The following is a 17,937-nucleotide window of genomic DNA, read 5'->3' on the forward strand; positions in this document are numbered from 1 at the left end:
GGACGCCGCGAGCGCTCGCGGCGTCCGTTGCTTTTTTCATTGCCTAGGATGGCCAGGTCATCTTGCAGCCGGTGTCGCTCACCGGCAGCGCCGCCGCGTCGCCTTTCATGAGCTGGTTGACCTTGAACAGATCGGCCGGATCGCCCCCGGCCGGGGCCCGCTGCGACTGGCCCACGAACAGCGTCGGCATCAGCTGGTTGTCGCCGGCGCGGTAATAGGGATTGTTCGGCATGAGCGCGACTTCGGGCGGCAGCACCAAGCCCTGCAAGGCCTGGGCCATCTTGGCGGTCTCGAGCGACTGCGCCTTCTCGGCGGCGAGCTTGCAGGTATAGACCGACGCATAGCCGAACCAGGTGCGCGCCGTCGGCACCTTGCCGCCGCTTGCTTTGCGGATATCGGCGACGAACTGGTCGACATGCGGCACGCCGGGCTGGTTCCAGTACCATTCGAAGACCCAGTCGCCGATGAGCGCCTCGGGCGGCAATCCCATCAGCACCTCGAGCTCCTGCTGGGCGCCCGCGATATGGAACTTCTGATTGAGGCCGAACTGCACCGCCTGCTTCAGGCAGTTGATCATGTCGTCGCCTGCCAGCAGCAGGACGATGGCATCGGGATTGGTCGACTGCGCCTTGATGAGATTGGCCGAGAAATCCGTGGTGCCGAGCGGGGTGAGATCGGCGCCGAGCTCGGTGCCGTCGGCCGCCTTCAAGCTGGCTTCGAAGCCCGCCTGCAATCCATGGCCGAAGGCGTAATCCGTGGTGATGAAGTACCATTTCTTCCCATAACTGCTGAGCAGCAGCTTGGAGACCGAGTTCGTCTCCATGCGCGTCGTGTTGCAGACGCGGAAGACGTTCCAGTGGCATTGCGAACCCGTGACGGTATCGACATGGCCGCCCGGCACGATATGGAGCACGCTCTTCTCGAAAGCGTAATTGGCCATAGCCTGCGCCAGGGCCGAGTTGATATTGCCGAGAAGGAAATTGACCTTGTCGCGTTCGACCAGCTTGGTCGCTTTTTGCACTGCGGTAGCTGCATCGCCGCTCGTTGAATCCTCGACCAACAAATCGACCTTGCGGCCGAGGATGCCGCCCTGGGCGTTGATCTGGTCGACGGCGAGCTGGGCGCCGATCTGTTCGTTCTTGCCGAGCGCGGCGTAGGTGCCGGTCAGCGGATTGTCGAGGCCGATCTTGATCTTGTCCTCGGCGCGCGCGCTGAAGACGAAAGGAGAGGCGACTTGGGCGACGCTCGCGGCGACGGCCGCTTTCAGAAGACTACGCCGATCGAACCTCCGGATAAGGCTTCCGCTGATCATGGTGAGTTTCCTCCGCAGGATTGTTTGATTCTGTTTCGATCATCATGCGTACTGGTTGACCCACACTCCCCAGTGCCGAGCCTAGGCGAGGGGCGCGATACGGGGCAAGCGGTGATCGCAATCTAGGCAGGCATTGCTCAAGGCATCCAAGCCATCGGGATGCATGCACAAGAAATAGGCGCAGGAATGCGCATTCGGAAAGCGCATCCGGTCCCATTCTTTCTGCCCGCCGATCGAAGTGGTATCCGACTTTAGTCGGAGAGGGAGTCTCGCATTGAGGGCCGGATCCGGCGCTGCCCCGGCCGGCGCAGGACCCCAAAGAGCTAAAGTTACCAAGTATGGCGACTGGAACGTTCGATGGGACTCCGGGGCGGTGCGATTGCCCCGGATGCGACGATCATTCCCTGCCTGATCGATGAGGGCGTCCCGCCGCCACGAAGGGGTGCTCCTTCAATCGCGGCTCGCGACCGGACGAGACTTCAAGTGGGTGGAACGCCGATCGCCGGATGAGCAAGTCGTCGCGCGTCATCCTTATCGTCCGATGGGGCCGATCCAGGCAAAAGCACATCGACATACTGGCAGCAGAGTTCGACCGCCAGCTTCGCCGTGAGCGTATTCTTGGCAAAGGACATATCCAGCCAGAACCCATCCATCATGGAAACAAGGCTGAGTGCGGCCCGACGAGCATTGAAGTCCTTGCTGTCGGGAGCCGCGCGCTGCATCAGCCGCTCGATCGCTTCGATGTCCTTTTGATAGGACTTTCTGCTGATCTTGAGGAGCTCGGGATTGGAAAGCGATGCCGCCCAGAATCGCAGATAGGCGCCGCGTGTTATGGTGGTGAAAGCCACCCTTCCGAAGACAGCGGCGATGATGGCCTTGATCTGTTTCACGGGCTCATTTCGAAACTGACTCGCTGCCCGATGCGCCTCCTCGAAGACCGTATCGAACAGCGCCTGATAAGCCTGGATCAGCAGATCTTCCTTGCTGCTGAAGTAATGGCTGGCCAGCGCGCCGGAGACGTTTGCGGCCTCGCCGATCTTGGCCATGGTCGTATTTTCGATGCCATTCTCGGCAATCACCTTCAGCGTCGCCGCAATGAAGCTGTGTCGCCGAAATCTGTTGATCTCGGGATGCGTCCGGGGACGGTTGCCGTGTCTAGCTTTCATGGGTCCTCAGAGATAGCGAAGTCGATGTGCCAAGGGTCCGAGATTTCCGGACCTCGCTCGATTTGACGTCTGCCGGAACCGCCCGATCCGGACAAGCCATGCTCGCATACATGTTGGCATTATCAACTGCCTCCCAGAACATCCTTGCAGGAAATCCAAACATTGCCGCCAACAATTTTTGTTGCGCCTGCAGATGCCCTTCCGGCCCGGGCTTCTCGCGGAAACGCAGGCCAGAGGAATCTGCCGCAGGTCTGCCCGGTGTGTGCCGTGTCGCCGGTCGAGTTCTTCCGATGCCATCGGTCTTGCCTCGCCGGTGCCGGGTCGCGTTCGGCCGACAGAAAATTTTTTGATCGTTTAATAAATTACTTTACTGCGAATCCGATTCGGCCATAATGATGTAGGCCTCTCGGGCTTCATGGGCGACGCTCGGGTGGCGCTTCAGGCTCAAGTGGCCGCGAGATTGCCTGCGGGATGTCCATAAGCTGACGCTGCGCAGCCCGGAGATCCGACGTAACCGCAGGCCATGGCGGGCCTCGTCGTAACGACAGCCAAGAAAGCCCAAGGGGAGACGTGTCATGAGGGTCGGTGAGACGAAGGGCGCAATCTCGGATCTGCGCAAGGGGCGGATTTCGCGGCGAGAGCTGAACCGCCTCATGGCTTATCTGGGCATCGGCATCGCCGGCGCTTCCGTCTTCGGGCGGCAGGCCCGGGCGGCAGACAACCTCTCGGTGCTCACCTGGTCGGGCTACGACATTCCCGAGATGGCGCCCGACTACTACAAGAAGCATCCAAAGCCGGATTTCATGCTCATGGGTAGCGACCGCGAAGGCCTTCAGAAGGTGCGTGCCGGCTATCAGCCCGATCTTGCGCATGACACCAGCTTCATCGTGCAGACCTACCGGGACGCCGGGCTGATCGATCCGATCGACCTCTCGCGCCTGACGCATTGGAACGAGGTCTTTCCTCCGCTCCAGAAACTCGAATTCGTCGACAACCAGATGTGGATCGCACCTTGCAGCTGGGGCAATTCATCCGTCGTCTATCGTCCCGACCTGGTCAAGCCCAAGGAAGAATCATGGGAGATTCTCTGGGATCCGTCGCTGAAGGGGCGCCTCTCGCAGCGCGACGATGTCGAGGTGGTCGCCCTCGCCGGCCTCCTCATCGGTGCCAAGGATCGCTACGCCATGACCGATGACGAGCTTGCCAAAGCGAAGGAGAAGCTCCTGGCGCAAAAGCCGCTGCTCCGCTTCTATTGGTCGAGCCAGACCGACCTCGAGCAGAGCCTCTCGAGCGGGGAAGTCGTTGCCTCTTATGCCTGGAACGCCTCGGCCGCGCTGCTGAAGAAGCAAGGGGTTCCGATCGCGATGATGCAACCGAAGGAAGGCATGCTGACCTGGACCGATGGGCTCGTGCTCTTCAAGAACCGTCGCGGTCCGACGGATCTGGCCTACGAGTTCATCAATGCGTATATGGCACCGGAAGTCGGCAAGTTCCTTATCGAGGACTATGGCTATGGGAGCGCCAACATGGAGGCGTTCAAGATCGCCGACAAGGAGCGGCTGGAGGCGCTGGGGATCGAAGATCCCGATAGAACCTTGAACGGAGCGATTTTCATCAAGGAGATCCGCAAGGATCTGCAAACGAAATACAACGAAGTCTTCGATTACGTGAAGTTCTCGAGCTAGGGTCGAGGGCGACGATGAAGGACGATCTCGTCGACTTCATCCGCATGGATGAAGGGACCTATGAGGACTATCGGCTGCTCATGCGGCATTACGAGCGGCTGGCCAATGGCGTGGCCGACGCCGCGCTGGCTCAGTTCAAGCTGTTGGCCGGCGACAAGCTGGGCTACAGAATCGACCGCTACGAGCATTCGCTGCAGGCCGCGACCCGGGCCCACCGCGACGGCGCCGACGAGGAGACGGTCGTCTGCGCTCTCTTGCACGATGTGGGCGATACGCTGGCACCGGAGAACCATTCCCAACTCGGCGCTGCCATCCTCAGACCCTATGTCAGCGCCGATAACCACTGGCTGCTGCATAACCACGGCGCTTTTCAGGCCTACTATTATTTCCACCATATTGGCCTGAATCGGTTCCTCCGGGAGGAGTTCCGGGGTCATCCCATGTTCGAGAGAACCGCCTCGTTCTGCGAGCGCTGGGACCAGGTTTCCTTCGACCCCAATTACGATACCATGCCGCTTGAAGCCTTCGAGTCCATGGTGAGACGGATATTTGCACGAACCCCGTTCGGAGCCTAGCTCGGCTCTTGCGAGAGCCGCGAGGCGAGGAGAATGGTTTCGCAAACGACCGCGGGGCTGCCGGCGGCAGGCATCTCATCAGCCAACAGTAAAGCCAAGATCTGAGGCAACATGTCCTTTCCTCTTTCGCCCGCACAGGTCGCTCAGTATCGCCGTGACGGGTTTCTCTTTCCCGTCGATGTGCTCCCGAGGGAGGAGGCCGCGAATTATCGGGCGGAAATGGAGAGCCTGGAGCAGCGGTATGGAGCGGGTTCGTTGCCGCAACCTTTGAGCAGGTTCTTTCGCGTGAATGGACATGTCGTGATCCCGTTCATGTCCCGAATCGCAAGAACCAGCAAGATACTCGACGTGGTGCAGAGTCTTCTCGGTCCCAATCTCCTGGTATGGAGCTGCGAGCTGTTCATCAAGGAGCCTGGTACCCGCAAGATCGTCAGCTGGCATCAGGACCTTACTTATTGGGGGCTGGGAGAGACTGATGAGCAGATGACCGCGTGGGTCGCCCTGTCGCCGGCCACAGTGGAATCCGGATGCATGAGATTCGTTGCAGGATCGCATCATCAGCCGCTGCTCCCGCATCGCGAGACGTTCCACAAGGACAACCTGTTGTCCCGCGGCCAGGAGATCGAGGTCGAGGTGGAAGAAAGCACGGCCAGCAACATTGTCCTCCAGCCAGGACAAATGTCATTGCATCATGGACGCATGTTCCACTCTTCCGGTCCGAATCTATCGCAGGACAGACGCATCGGTGTTGCGATCCGGTACGTGACACCAGGCGTGCGCCAGACCGTTGCAGAACGGGATTATGCCATGCTGGTGCGCGGTTGCGATCCCGATCGGAATTGGATCAACTTTGCTCCGCCGGAGGAACCCTTCGGTACAGACTCGATGGCGCTCTATGATCGCATCCTCGCCGATCAATCCGCCGTTCTGGGCTGAGCTTGGTGGGATCGTCGGAGCAATGGGGCGACAACTTTCCCGGGCCGCCCGTTCGAGCGTTGCCCTTGAACATCAGGATGGATGTCGATTTGACATGACCACGGGATGCCGCTCGCGGAGCTCGTCGACCAGCACGCGGATGTTCTCCGAATAATCGATCGGCACCACCACCAGCTGCACGCCGCCTTCTGCAAAAGCCTGTTCCAGCGTCGGGATGAAATCGCCGATGGCCTTCACCCGCCGGCCTCTCGCACCATAGGCCTCGGCGTATTTCACGAAGTCGGGATTGCCGAAAGTCATGCCGAAATCGGCGAACTGGTCCACAGCCTGTTTCCAGCGGATCATGCCGTAGGCGCCGTCCTCGATCACCAGCACCACGAGATTGAGCTTCAACCGGACGGCGGTCTCCATCTCCTGGCTGTTCATCATAAAGCCGCCATCGCCGCACACCGCCAAGACGCGGCGATCGGGAAACAGCATGGCGGCCGCGATCGCCGAAGGCAGGCCGGCACCCATGGTGGCGAGCGCATTGTCCAACAGCAGCGTATTGGCGACCCGCGTCCGGTAGTTGCGCGCGAACCAGATCTTGTACATGCCGTTGTCGAGCGCGACGATGCCGTCGGGCGGGATCACCTGACGGATGTCATGCACCAGCCGCTGCGGCGTGAAGCGGTCCTCGGTGGCGCGTGCCGCGATGTGACCGAGGATGCCCTCGCGCAAGGGCAGCAGGGCGGCGGCCCTGGTGAGCTTGCCCTCGAGGCGGTCGGCCAGCAGGTGCAGCGACGGGCCGATATCGCCGATCACCTCGGCTTGCGGGAAATAGACCTGCTCGATATGAGCGGGCTGATAGCCGACATGGACCACCTCGGGGCCGCCGGCGCCCATGATGAAGGGCGGCTTCTCGACCGTGTCATGGCCGATCGTGATGATGAGGTCGGCGCGCTCGATCGCCTCATGCACATAGTCGCGCTCCGAGAGGGCGGCGGTCCCCATATAGAGCTCCGTGCCGCCGGGCACCGTGCCCTTGCCCATCTGCGTGGTGAAATAGGGGATGCCGCTGCGCAGCACGAAATGGGCGAGGTCCGCGGTCGAGCGCGGCCGGGAGGCGGCGGCCCCCACCATGATCAGCGGCCGCTCGGCGGCGAGGATCATCTGGGCCGCCCGGTCCAGCGCCTCGGCGCTGGCGAGCGGCCGCTCCACCGGGTGGGGCGGCACCAGCGCCATTGCCTCGCAAGCCTCGGCGGCGATGTCCTCGGGCAGCTCCAGATGGACGGGCCCAGGCCGTTCCTCCTGCGCCACCCGGAAGGCCTCGCGCACGAGCGTCGGGATCATGCGGGGCGAGACGATCTGGTGCGACAGCTTGGTCAAAGGCCGCATCGTGTTGACCACGTCCACGATCTGGAACCGCGCCTGGCGTGAGGAGAGGATCCCCTTCTGGCCGGTGATCATGATCATCGGCATGGCGCCGAGGAGGGCGTAGGCCGCGCCGGTGGTGAGGTTGAGCGCGCCGGGCCCCAGGGTGGTGATGCAGACGCCGGGCCTGCCGGTCAGGCGCCCATAGGTGGCCGCCATGAAGGCGGCCGCCTGCTCGTGGCGCGTCAGGACAAGCTGGATCGAGGAACGGCGGATAGACTCGACGACATCGAGGTTCTCTTCGCCGGGAATCCCGAATATCCGGTCGACCCCCTCGTTCTCGAGGGCTGCCACCAGCAGGTCGGATCCCTTGGTCATTATGTCCTCCTCGATCGGGGCCGGGGGCGCCCCTGTCTGTCATCACGCTGAACGGGAATTGTACCCGCTCCTCAAGGTTCACCGATGCGAAGTTCCGAACCCAACTATGAGGAATCTGCTGTTGTGTTGGCAAAGGGATGACAGGAATCCGCCCGGAACACCCGACAACGATTCTACGGCAGGTTTTTCTGGTCTCGATCAAGGCATGCGAGATCCGGCACCCATCATCCGGAACAGTGGCGTCAGCGGCAATGCCAGGACCTGCGAGATCACGAACGACAGGTTCGACCTTCTGTGACGGGAGGACACGCATAGCCGCCTCGTCCGGGCGGCCGGAACGACGTCACTGGACGAGCCGCCAATCAATTGAAAGTCTAAATTCCTAAATGGGCCCCGGGGTTTAGGCGATCCCGCTATCTTCTTGCGGCATTCCTGGGCAAAATGAGCCGATTTCAAATGTGGGGAGAAGAAACTATGCGTAGACAGATTTTAGCGTCTTTGTGGATGTGCGCGACATTGGCCATGGGCTCGGCCGGCGTTCTCAGCGTCGTGCCGAGCGCGTTCGCACAGTCCGAAGAAGAGCAGATGCAGCCTGAGGACTTCGGGTCCTGGACGGTCATCTGCACCAAGAACACGGTCTATCATTATGTGTTCTGCAACGCCTTTCATGCCCAGCCGTTGAACGACAGCGCGGGCAACTTCGTCCGCTTTGGCGTAAACCGGACGTTCGGATCGGAGCGCGTGGCCTTCAACGCGCTCAACGGTTTCGCACCGAACAGCAAGATCACGATCAGCGTGGACAAGGAGACCTGGACGTTCTCGAGCAGTGGCGACGTCGCCCTGCTGGCGCCCCCGGCTCAATCCAAGAAGATCATCGATCTGATGGAATCGGGAAAGACCGTGCATCTGGTGTTCACGCCCGCGGGCGGGAAGCAACAGTCATTGGACGTAAGCTTGGATCGGTTCTCGGAAGCGCTGCACCGCGCCCGTGAGCAGGCGAGATAATTCTTCGCCGCGATATCTCTAGGCTATGACGAACGGAACAGGCCGCCATATAGGCGGCCTGTTTGCGTGTGAGCGGTCAGTTTTTCCGGACAAGGCCCGGTCTATTTCACCAGCTGGGCCTCGCCATTCCCGAACGACCAATCTTCGTTGCCGTTCGGCACCAGGTTGATGAACAGGTCTTCGCGGCGCATGTGCAGCCGTGCCTGCAACTCGTCCACCACCCATTTATAGAAGGCGCGTTTCTGCTCGAGGCTGCGCCCCGTCCTCAGCGTCACCTGGATGAAGACGCAGTCGGGCGAGCGCTCGATATCGAGGAAGGTCGGGTCGAAGATGAAATCGGCCGCGTCATGCTCCGCGATGACCTGGAAGCGGTCGCCCTTCGGCGCCTTGAGGATATCGACAATGCCTTCGGCGACGACATCGCCGATAACCCGGCGATAGGCCGGAGACTTGCCCCGGATCAGATCGATGCGGGCGAGGGGCATATCGGACTCCTTTCTGTCAGTGCCGGCGGCGGGTGGGGCGAGGCCGCGATCTAGCGCACCGCATCGCCGCGGCGATATTCGAGCGTGAGCTCGTCGAGCTTCTGCTTGAGGGCCGGATCGAGCCGATAGGCGGCGGCGGCCAGGGAATCCTCCAGCTGCTCGGGGCGGCTCGCCCCCAGCAGGGGCGCGGTGATGATCGGGTTGGCCAGCACCCAGGCGATCGAGAGCGTGGTGGGCGAGACGCCGGCCTCGGCCGCCAGCCCGACGATCTTCGAGACCGTGGTGAAGGCGCGGTCGTTCCAATAGCGCTCCTGATAGCGTTCGGCGGAGTTGCCGACGGTGAAGCGCGTGCCGGGCGTCGGCGCGCCGCCCTGCTTATGCTTGCCGCTGAGGAAGCCGCCGGCGAGAGGGTTGTACGGAATGACGCCCAGCCCTTCCTGATCCGCCAGCGGCAGCAGCTCGCGCTCGATCTCGCGGAACAGCAGGCTGTAGCGCGGCTGGACCGAGATAACGCGCGTGAGGCCCTTGAGCTCGGCGCGGCCCAGCGCCGTGGCGAGGCGGTAGGCGAGGAAGTTCGAGACGCCGATATAACGCGCGCGTCCCGAGGTCACGATCGTATCGAGCGCGGCCAGCGTTTCGTCGAGGGGCGTCGACGCATCGTCGGAATGAAGCTGATAGAGATCGACATAGTCGGTCTGGAGCCGGCGCAGCGAGGCGTCGATCGCGTCGAGCAGATGCTTGCGCGAGGCGCCCTGGTCCCATTCATTCGGTCCCATCTTGCCGACGGCCTTGGTCGCCAGGATGAAATGGCCGCGCTGGCCCTTGAGCCAGCGGCCGACGATCTCCTCGGTACGGCCGACCGTCTTGAGATCGCCGCCCAGAGGATAGACATCGGCGGTATCGAGGAAATTGATGCCGCCCGAGGCGGCCTTGCTCATGATGCTGCGGGCCACATCCTCCTCGGTCTGCAGCCCGAAGGTCATGGTGCCCAGCGCGAGACGGGAGACGGTCAGGCCGGTGCGGCCCAGGCGGGTGGTGGCGACGCTCATCAATGGCCTCTCACAGGAAATGGATTCTCCACGCCTGACATGACGCGATGTTCATGCGGCAGCGAAGATCGACAGCAATCCGGGAACCGGACTCAAGGGGCAATATAGTGCCGGATCGCGGCGGACCAAGGCGGCATCGAAGCGTGAGGGTCCTCTTATCCGACGCCTCCCGCAAAGCCCAACAAAAAGCCCCGACGCTGCGGCGCCGGGGCTTCTGTCTGTCGAAGGATGGGCTATCGACCCCTATGGTTGGATTTCAGCCGCCATTGAAGCGGGCATAGGCCGACTGCCAGAGCTTGAGGCCTTCGTTGGTGAGGGCGGCCTCCTGCAGGGAGTCGGGGCCCAGATCCTTCGCCGTCATGATCGCCGTGTGCAGATTCTCCGGGATCAGCTTGCTGGCGACGAGCCGTTCCGGCGTGATCGAGTTCTGCGGCGGCTGATAGCCGTTATAGTCGACGAAGTTGTGATAGGCGTTGTCCTCGTCGAGCAGGAAATTCAGCCAGAGATGCGCCAGGACCGGTTTCTTGGAACCGGCGCAGACCGCCCACATGTCGTTCTGGATCGGGCCTTTGCCGGGAGGCGGCGCCCAATACTGGATCTTCGTGGGATCGCCGCCCTCGGGCATGAAGGCGAGGACCGCGCTCAACACGTTGCCGGACCAGTTATGCGCCAGCCAGCAGCTGCCCTCGGGCAGCGTCTGGTAGCCGGTGATGTTGACCTTGACGTTGCAGATCGAGGTCAAGGCGAGGAGATCCTCGAGCGCCTTGTCGATGACCTTCGGGTCCTCGGTATTGAGGTCGTACTCGCCACGATAGAGCATCGCCGCCACCAGCGCCTCGCGCGAATCGTCGAGGATCGAGACATAGCCTTTGTATTTCTCGGACTGCCAGAAGATCGACCAGGGATTGTCCATCTTGGCGATGTCTTCGGAGACCTTGTCGCTACGCCAGCCGATCCCGGTCGTGTAGACCGTGTAGGGGATCGTGTATTGCGCATCGACGTCGTAGAACGGGCTCATGAACTGCGGCCAGCAGTTCTTCTGCAAATTCGGGATGTAGTCCTTGTTGATCGGCTGCACCAGCTTGCCGGCGACGGCTTGCGCGATCCGGTTGCTGATGACATTGGTCACGTCCATGTTGCGGACGGCCTTGGTCGCGAGCCGGGTGATCGCCTGGTCCATGCTGTCGAAGGTCGTCACCTGGACATTGACGTCATACTTCTTGGCGAAGGCATCGAGCAGCTTCTTGTCCACATAATCGGCGTAGTTGAAGATATTGAAGGTGCCGCCCTTCTCGGGCTTGAGCCCGCTCTCGATCGGCTTCTGGAAGACGGGCAGCTTCACCGGGCGGTTGGGCCGCGCCAGCGCAATGCCGCCGGGGCCGACGGCATCCGGAGGCGAATCGGCCCAGGCCGAGCCGCCCAAGATGCGCAAGGCCGTCGCGGACAATCCCGCGGTCGAGAGCGCTGCCAGGGCCTCGCGCCGGGACAGCCGCCCGCCCCGCAATGACGTCAGGATCCGTCGAGCCGTCAATTCACCACGATCCATCGTGAAGCTCCCCAAAGGTTTCATCCGGTTTCGGCTAGGAATTTCGGTCGCGGCCGGCCTTCGTCAGGCCGGCATATGCTCCTGGAACCAGGTCACCACGCGGGCACCGTAATCGGCGATCGCCGGATGGTGCTGCACCCAATGGCCCTCCTTCGGGTAATGCACCAGCGTGGATTTGACGCCATGCTGCAGCAGGGCCCGGTGGAACTCGATCGCCTGCACCGCGGGACAATTGCGGTCGAGCGCGCCGCAGATATTCATCGTCGGCGTCTTCACCCGGTCGGCGAACATGATGGCGCTGCGCTTGAAATACTCGCCGCCTGGATTCTTGTAGTTGTCCAGGAGGAAATTCTCGCAGAAGCCGCGGATATGGCTGGTGAGCTGCTCGCTCACATAGTCCGTGACGGGTGAGACGACCACGGAAGCGGCGAAGCGCGTGTCCTGGGTGATGATCCAGGCCGCCATGATCCCGCCATAGGAGACGCCGGTGACGCCGAGGCGCTTCGGATCGGCGATGCCCTCGGCGACCAGCTGGTCGAGGCCGGAGAGGATATCCTGGGCGTCGCCGCCACCCATGTCGCCCGCAACCAGGCGCGCGAACTCCTGTCCGCGGCCCGTGCTGCCCCGCACGTTCGGCTGAAAGATCGCGTAACCCGCCTGCAGCAGCGTGACGTAAAGCGAGCTTCGTCCGGCGCAGGTGGGTCGCCAGGACCAGACCGGACCGCCATGCACATCGACGATGACGGCGCGCGGGCCGCTGCCTTTGACCGGGCGCAGCAGCCAACCATGGATCTCGAGCCCGTCCTTGGCTTTCCAGCGATAGGGCTCGGCGCGGCCCAGCGCGGCGAGGCTGGCCTCGGCACCCTTGGGTCCCAGGCGCTTGAAGGTCTTCATCTCGCCGCCGCGGAACAGGCCCAGCGATTGCGGCGTGAAGAATCCCTCCATCGTGACGGCGCAGTCGCCGGGTGCCGCCGCGGGGCTCACGAAGGGGAAGAAGCGCTCGCCGCCCAGCGTGGTCTCGGTTCCGGACCAGAGCTCGCGCGAGCGCGCCGTCCGGGCGTCGCAGAGCGCCAGCATGGTCTCCAGCGACCGGATGCCGGCGATGAGGATGTCGGTCTCGCTCTGCCAGGCGGTGAAGGTGATGTCGGCGCCATTGGTGTCCCCGCGCCGTGCCGAGCCGTCCTTGACCGAGACGATCATGAGATCGCCGGTCGTCGACTGGCGGTCGCTGCTGAAGGAGGCGACGAGCGCCAGCTGCGTGCCGCTGGGCGAGGCCGAAAGCCAGCCGATCTGGTCTTTCGGCGTATAGACCGTGCGCGCCTTGCCGGTGGCGACGTCGATCAGCCGGACGCTTGCCTTGTACCAGTCGTTCTCATGCGGACCATCGGAAGCGATGCAGGCAATGGCCTTGTCGCCGGCCCAGCAGGCCTCCCAGGGATTGAGGCCGATGGCGGTCAGGCGGCGCAGGGCCGCCGTCGCGACGTCATAGATCCAGAGGCTGCGCCACTGGCTGTCGTCGACGCCGATATCGACCTGCGGCGTCCAGTCGGGCAGGGACGGGTCCGAGGTCTGGAAGGTGTAGCCGCCCTGGAAACCCGAGAGATCGACGCCGCGCTCGGCGGCACCGAGCAGAACCGACCCGCCGTCGGGCGACCAATGGGCATATTCGACCCAGAGACCCTTCACGGTCACGCGCGTCTCGGCCTTCGAGGCGATATCCAGCAGGCAGAGCTGGGTGATGCCGGGCTCGTCGCGGTCGGAGAGATAGGCGAGGCGGCGGCCGTCGGGCGACCATTTGGGCGAGAGGTCGGTCGACGGGCCCGAGGAGACGACCTTGAGCTCGCCGCTGGCGGTGTCGACCAGGCAGATATGCTGGGGCAGCGTACCTTCGAGGATTTCAGCGAACACGCCGCTGCCGGCGATGGTGCGGCCGTCGGGCGAGAGCGCGATGTCGTAAAGGTCCGGCGTCTGGTGGGCACCCAGCTGCAGCCAGTCGGCATCCGCCTTCTGGATGCGCTTGAACAGTTGGGTGTGGCGCAAGTCGGTCTGCAAGGTCCCGCTACTCCATTTGAATGTTTATTCAATCTTTTCCGAGAGGCGAAGGGCGAGCGATATCGGGGTCGTCAAGAAAGGCGGAAATGACGGCGCTGGGTCCGATGCGGCCATCCGCGCCGGACCGGTTACTCACGGGACGGGGGAGCGGAAGCTCCGACGCCGTCTGCGTTCATCCGAGGGATCCCGATCGTCCTGCATCCGGCGTCGCCCGCTGGCGTTGCGCCGATCATCGGCGAGCCGACGATCCCCTTGAGCCACTCTTCCTGTAGCGCTGGCGGGCGACATGATTGGGTCCCATCGCCACTTCAGCGCGGGGTCGAGGATATCTTGACGGTTGGTGGCAGGCAAATATCAAAATCATAGGCTTTTGTGACAGCCTCCACCCGCACGGGAAAGCGCTCAAGCCGTGTGATTTCGCGATTTTGGAGGCGGCTTCTGCCCGGCCGCGCCGGGAGCCGCTCAGCGTCGCGCGCGACCGCCCGCGCCCGACGCCCGCGCGCGGTCGACGGGGGCTGCGATCGCCGAAGGCCTGGCCGATGTGCCCGGGGCGTCCTTCCAGTTGGCGGTTCTCTCCGCCACCTGGGCGACCTGGTCCGTGATGCTCTTCGCGTTCGCTGCCGAGGCATTCTGCGCCAGCTCGAGGCGCCGCACCTTCTCCAGCGTCATCTCGAGAAGCTGCCGGTTGAAATTGATCAGGTCGGCCAGCATGCCGATCAGGAAGGTGGTGAGGCCGATCACCAGCAAGGCGCCGCCCAGGACCAGCGACTGGATCTTGCCTTCGCCCTGCCCCTCGAGATAGGCGATCAGGAAGCGCGTCACCGGAATGGAACCGGCGAAGATCAGGGCCAGGCCCAGCATAAAGAAGGTCTTCAGCGGCTGATACATCGAGTAGATGCGCAGCATCGTCGTCGCGGATTTGCGCACGAAACCGGGGATGCTGCGGAACAGGCGGGATTCGCGCGTCTTGGGATTGGTACTGACCGGCACCGACGTGATCGCCATGCGTTTGCGGCCGCTCTGGATCAGCATCTCGGTCGTGTAGCTGAAAGCGGACACGATGTTGAGATTGAGCGCCGCCTCGCGCGAGATCGCGCGAAAGCCGCTGACCGCATCGGGGATGTCGGTGCCGGAGAGCTTGCGCACAACCCAGCTGCCGACGAGCTGAAGCAGCCGCTTCGCCGGCGAGAAATGCGCCGCCTTCGAGGTCTGGCGGTCGCCCACCACGATATCGGCCTTGCCTTCGAGAATGGGCTGGACCAGCCGCGCGATATCGGCGCCGGCATATTGATTGTCGCCGTCGGTGTTGACGATGATGTCCGCGCCCAAGGAGAGACAGCGATCGAGCCCGGTCCGAAAGCTCGCCGCCAGCCCCTTGTTGGTCTTGTGGCGGATGATGTGATCGACACCCAGGGCCTCGGCGACCTCGACGGTGCGGTCGCTCGAGCCGTCATCGATGATCAGGAGCTCGATACGATCGACACCCGCGATCGAGCGCGGAATGTCCGCCACGGTCTGCGGCAGCGTCGTTTCCTCGTTGAAACAGGGGATCTGGACGATGAGCTTCATCGGCGATGCCTTGCCTGAAGTTGCGCCCTACATGGACTGCCGCCCCTTTTGGGTTCGGCCGGATTCGGCGGTTTCCCGTAATTCCAGCAATGGGCTGCGCGGGCCGCTGGGGCGAGATGATGCCGCCCCAGGAGACTGACGGAACAAGCTTAAAAAGCGGTTGAGGGCGGCTCCGAAGACCGGAAGCCGGTAAGGGTGATGCCTGCCGGCGAATCCGCCGACTTTTGAAGGCGATGGCCCGGCGCTGAATGACCCCGTCGCGCCCGGGGTCGTTCCCGCCGATCGTTCGATCATTACGTTCAATGCAGGGGTGATGCATCGCCCGGGGCGCATCCCCATGTCCCAGCAGGGCCGCGTTGCCTTCACCATGGCTTCGGCTTGCGCTTTGTTATGCGCGGCGTGAGACGTCGCGTCCGTCTTCACCTGAAGAGGAGAACATCATGAAAATAGGGATCATCGGCGCCGGCCAGATCGGCGGCACCCTGACGCGCCGCTTCCGGGCGCTGGGGCATGAGGTTTTCGTCGCCAACTCACGCGGCCCCGAGACGCTCGCGAAACTGGTGAAGGAAACGGGAGCGACCGCCGTCTCGGTGGCGCAAGCGGCACGAAGCGGGGCCGTCGTCGTGGTCACGATTCAAGAGGGAAGGATTCCGGAGCTTCCCGCCGATTTGTTCAAGGGCGTGCCCGAGGACGTCGTCGTGGTGGATACCGGGAATTACTATCCCCGCCAGCGCGACGGCCGCATCGACGGGATCGAGAAAGGCCTGCTCGAAAGCCGATGGGTGGAGCAGCGGATCCGGCGGAAGGTGGTCAAGGCCTTCAACAATATTTACGCCCAGCATCTGATGGAGCTGGGCCGCCCGGCTGGCGCCGCCGGGCGCATCGCGCTGCCCGTCGCCGGTGATAATGCCGCCGCGAAATCTGTCGTGCTGCGTCTGGTCGAAGAGCTCGGATTCGACGGCCTCGATGCGGGCGGACTGGACGAGTCCTGGCGCCAGCAACCCGGCACGCCGGTCTACTGCACGGACCTGAGCGCCGACGGCGTGCGCCATGCCCTGAAGGAAGCGACCAAGGAGCGCAAGCCGGAGTGGCATGCCACGGCAAAGAGCCCCGGAAGCTTCGCCGCCCCGGCCTGAGGGCTGCGGGGCGCCGGCCGGCTCAGTGAACCGGGAGTTCGTCCATCGCCGGCACGGTCCCGCGCAGCAGCGCTTTCCGTGCCTGCCACTCGGTCGCCGGATCCAGCGTCTCGTAGAAGCGCGTTTCTCCGCCGGCCAGCGAAGCGATCGGGAGCCCGTCCCGATAGAGCAGGCGGTTGCCGGTCAGCGCCGCCAGTTTCGGTCCCGGCGTCAGGATGCCGGCCAGGTTCAGCGGGTCCGCACCAGAGAGAGAAACCCAGTCGCCCGCTCCTTCCTTGCGCCTGATCTCGCGCAGGAGACCGATCGCCTCGGGTAGCGCGAACTGCTCGCCAGAGAAGCCGGCCACGAACCGGCCGCCGCGAATCTCGCCGCGAGCCTCCAGCCGCCGATAGACGCGCAGCAGCTCGCGCCAGGGCGGCAGCCAGTCCGCCTCGCGCTCCAGCGCCCGCCAGAACACGACGCCATAGCGCTGCAGCAAGCTGCGCGCGGCATGCTCGACGGCCTCGGCGCTGACGGGTTGCCCGTTCGCTTCGGCTTTGCCACGCCGCGCGAGCGCCCAGCGTCCCGCCTCTTCCATGCCGTGATCGATGGTGCGGCGCCGGCGACGTCCACCGGCGCTTGGCTTGCGTCGGTCGGAGGGCACGAGCAGCGCGCGCAAACCCCCGAAACTGTCCGAGGTCACCAGGCCCAGCGCCACCAGCTCAGCCAGCGCCTCTTCGGCCTGCGGACGCAACAGTCCGGTCCCGGCGACCACCTCGTCGAAGAAGGAGGCGCCATGCTCGCGAATGAAATCGACGACCGCTTGAGCCCGGCCGCTCGGCTGCAGAGCCGCCGCGTCCCCGTTCGCCGACAAGGCCTGCCAGAACGGCGCATGGCGGCGGGCGAGCAGCGTGATGGGCGTGGTGCGCACGGGGCTCACGCCGCGCTCGGCGCCGTTCTGCCTGCCGTTGCGAGGCTTCAATCGCGCCCAGGCCACGCGGCCCGCCAGGCATTCATCATCGAGCCAGGCCGCCTCATAGTCGCTGACGCGCGAGGGAAGGATCTCGGTCTCCCAGGCGCCTGCCGGCGCTTCGAAGCCTTCGAGCTGGGCGACCGTCGCGGCGACCGCCTCCGGGCCCTCCATCTGCGCGTCGGCCGTCACATGCTGCCAGGCAAACAGGAAGCGCATGAAATCGCGCGCGGCCACCGGCTCGATCTCGGCGCGCAGGCGCTTGATGGTGTAGTGGTGGATGCGGGCGAGGAGCCGCCGGGCGCACCATTCGTCGGCATTGACGCCGGGCGTGAATCGCCCGCGCATGGCGAAGCCTTCGGCTTCCAGGGCGATGAGGGCCGCTGCGATTTCGTCGGGCTCGAGGCCGAGCGGAGCGGCCAGCGCGCCGGGCGTGACCGGCCCCTGGCCTTCGAGCCGTCCGCGCAGGATCTCGACCAGCCCGCTATCGCCGGACCCGTCTCCTTCATAGCCGGCGGGCACGGCGATCGCGGGTTCTTGCCGCGCCTCGGGCCATAGCGCCTGGTATTGGGCCAGCCGTTCGGCGGCCACCCAGATATCCATCCCGGGTGCCCGCAGCCGGGTCACGCGGTTCTGCCCGACGAGCGCGCCCAGCCAGTCGCTCCAGCCGGACGCCTCCTTGGCGCCCAGGAAGCCGAGCCACACCAGCGCATCATGCAACTCATCGGCGTTCGCCGGATC

General features: G+C 63.9%; 14 protein-coding genes. 5 read left to right on the plus strand and 9 right to left on the minus strand.

Annotated features, from left to right (window positions below):
* Positions 1-43: 43 nt before the first annotated feature.
* Both ACREE8_RS21710 and betI read right to left on the minus strand, forming a co-directional pair.
* Positions 44-1,312, minus strand: a complete 1,269-nt coding sequence (locus ACREE8_RS21710; protein ID WP_431575102.1) for an ABC transporter substrate-binding protein — start codon at positions 1,310-1,312, stop codon at positions 44-46.
* A gap of 479 nt (positions 1,313-1,791) precedes the next feature.
* On the minus strand, positions 1,792-2,478 hold the full coding sequence (betI, locus tag ACREE8_RS21715) for a transcriptional regulator BetI (RefSeq protein ID WP_431575103.1): 687 nt from the start codon (positions 2,476-2,478) through the stop codon (positions 1,792-1,794).
* Between the two features lie 575 nt (positions 2,479-3,053).
* Between betI and ACREE8_RS21720 the strand changes: the two genes are divergently transcribed.
* From ACREE8_RS21720 to ACREE8_RS21730, 3 genes are all read left to right on the plus strand, one after another.
* Complete coding sequence (locus tag ACREE8_RS21720) at positions 3,054-4,163, plus strand: ABC transporter substrate-binding protein (protein WP_431575104.1); 1,110 nt, start codon at positions 3,054-3,056, stop codon at positions 4,161-4,163.
* Between the two features lie 14 nt (positions 4,164-4,177).
* Positions 4,178-4,738 (plus strand): HD domain-containing protein, encoded by a 561-nt coding sequence (locus tag ACREE8_RS21725; protein WP_431575105.1) that lies wholly within the window; start codon positions 4,178-4,180, stop codon positions 4,736-4,738.
* A 111-nt stretch (positions 4,739-4,849) separates the two neighbouring features.
* Entirely contained in the window at positions 4,850-5,674 is an 825-nt protein-coding gene (locus tag ACREE8_RS21730; RefSeq protein ID WP_431575106.1) for a phytanoyl-CoA dioxygenase family protein, read from the plus strand.
* Between the two features lie 72 nt (positions 5,675-5,746).
* On the opposite strand, the gene ACREE8_RS21735 is transcribed toward ACREE8_RS21730, so the two are convergent.
* Positions 5,747-7,405 carry an acetolactate synthase large subunit gene (locus tag ACREE8_RS21735; protein WP_431575107.1) on the minus strand — a complete coding sequence of 553 codons (1,659 nt, stop codon included), beginning with the start codon at positions 7,403-7,405 and terminating at the stop codon, positions 5,747-5,749.
* Positions 7,406-7,879: 474 nt separating this feature from the next.
* Here ACREE8_RS21735 and ACREE8_RS21740 point away from each other — a divergent pair, with 474 nt between their 5' ends.
* Complete coding sequence (locus ACREE8_RS21740) at positions 7,880-8,410, plus strand: hypothetical protein (protein ID WP_431575108.1); 531 nt, start codon at positions 7,880-7,882, stop codon at positions 8,408-8,410.
* 101 nt (positions 8,411-8,511) lie between these two features.
* Here the strand turns inward: ACREE8_RS21740 and ACREE8_RS21745 are convergent, their stop codons facing one another.
* The 5 genes from ACREE8_RS21745 to ACREE8_RS21765 all read right to left on the minus strand — a co-directional run bounded on the left by ACREE8_RS21745 (position 8,512) and on the right by ACREE8_RS21765 (position 15,111).
* Entirely contained in the window at positions 8,512-8,895 is a 384-nt protein-coding gene (locus ACREE8_RS21745) for a tautomerase family protein (RefSeq protein WP_431575109.1), read from the minus strand.
* 50 nt (positions 8,896-8,945) lie between these two features.
* Complete coding sequence (locus ACREE8_RS21750) at positions 8,946-9,944, minus strand: aldo/keto reductase (RefSeq protein ID WP_431575110.1); 999 nt, start codon at positions 9,942-9,944, stop codon at positions 8,946-8,948.
* Between the two features lie 256 nt (positions 9,945-10,200).
* Positions 10,201-11,490, minus strand: a complete 1,290-nt coding sequence (locus ACREE8_RS21755) for a polyamine ABC transporter substrate-binding protein (protein WP_431575111.1) — start codon at positions 11,488-11,490, stop codon at positions 10,201-10,203.
* Between the two features lie 63 nt (positions 11,491-11,553).
* A complete protein-coding gene (locus tag ACREE8_RS21760) occupies positions 11,554-13,542 on the minus strand; it encodes a prolyl oligopeptidase family serine peptidase (RefSeq protein ID WP_431575112.1) in 1,989 nt (662 codons plus the stop codon).
* A gap of 462 nt (positions 13,543-14,004) precedes the next feature.
* Positions 14,005-15,111 (minus strand): glycosyltransferase family 2 protein, encoded by a 1,107-nt coding sequence (locus ACREE8_RS21765; protein ID WP_431575113.1) that lies wholly within the window; start codon positions 15,109-15,111, stop codon positions 14,005-14,007.
* A 440-nt stretch (positions 15,112-15,551) separates the two neighbouring features.
* Here ACREE8_RS21765 and ACREE8_RS21770 point away from each other — a divergent pair, with 440 nt between their 5' ends.
* A complete protein-coding gene (locus ACREE8_RS21770; RefSeq protein WP_431575114.1) occupies positions 15,552-16,247 on the plus strand; it encodes an NADPH-dependent F420 reductase in 696 nt (231 codons plus the stop codon).
* A gap of 22 nt (positions 16,248-16,269) precedes the next feature.
* On the opposite strand, the gene ACREE8_RS21775 is transcribed toward ACREE8_RS21770, so the two are convergent.
* The coding region (locus tag ACREE8_RS21775) for an Lhr family helicase (RefSeq protein ID WP_431575115.1) at positions 16,270-17,937 on the minus strand (1,668 nt) is incomplete at its 5' end.

It is taken from the genome of Hypericibacter sp. (assembly GCF_050729195.1).
Classification (GTDB): domain Bacteria; phylum Pseudomonadota; class Alphaproteobacteria; order Dongiales; family Dongiaceae; genus Hypericibacter.

Excerpts from the sequence above, each read along its gene's own strand:
- ACREE8_RS21710 (WP_431575102.1), bottom strand. The coding sequence starts at position 1,312 with ATGATCAGCGGAAGCCTTATCCGGAGGTTCGATCGGCGTAGTCTTCTG.
- betI (WP_431575103.1), bottom strand. The coding sequence starts at position 2,478 with ATGAAAGCTAGACACGGCAACCGTCCCCGGACGCATCCCGAGATCAAC.
- ACREE8_RS21720 (WP_431575104.1), top strand. The coding sequence starts at position 3,054 with ATGAGGGTCGGTGAGACGAAGGGCGCAATCTCGGATCTGCGCAAGGGG.
- ACREE8_RS21725 (WP_431575105.1), top strand. The coding sequence starts at position 4,178 with ATGAAGGACGATCTCGTCGACTTCATCCGCATGGATGAAGGGACCTAT.
- ACREE8_RS21730 (WP_431575106.1), top strand. The coding sequence starts at position 4,850 with ATGTCCTTTCCTCTTTCGCCCGCACAGGTCGCTCAGTATCGCCGTGAC.
- ACREE8_RS21735 (WP_431575107.1), bottom strand. The coding sequence starts at position 7,405 with ATGACCAAGGGATCCGACCTGCTGGTGGCAGCCCTCGAGAACGAGGGG.
- ACREE8_RS21740 (WP_431575108.1), top strand. The coding sequence starts at position 7,880 with ATGCGTAGACAGATTTTAGCGTCTTTGTGGATGTGCGCGACATTGGCC.
- ACREE8_RS21745 (WP_431575109.1), bottom strand. The coding sequence starts at position 8,895 with ATGCCCCTCGCCCGCATCGATCTGATCCGGGGCAAGTCTCCGGCCTAT.
- ACREE8_RS21750 (WP_431575110.1), bottom strand. The coding sequence starts at position 9,944 with ATGAGCGTCGCCACCACCCGCCTGGGCCGCACCGGCCTGACCGTCTCC.
- ACREE8_RS21755 (WP_431575111.1), bottom strand. The coding sequence starts at position 11,490 with ATGGATCGTGGTGAATTGACGGCTCGACGGATCCTGACGTCATTGCGG.
- ACREE8_RS21765 (WP_431575113.1), bottom strand. The coding sequence starts at position 15,111 with ATGAAGCTCATCGTCCAGATCCCCTGTTTCAACGAGGAAACGACGCTG.
- ACREE8_RS21770 (WP_431575114.1), top strand. The coding sequence starts at position 15,552 with ATGAAAATAGGGATCATCGGCGCCGGCCAGATCGGCGGCACCCTGACG.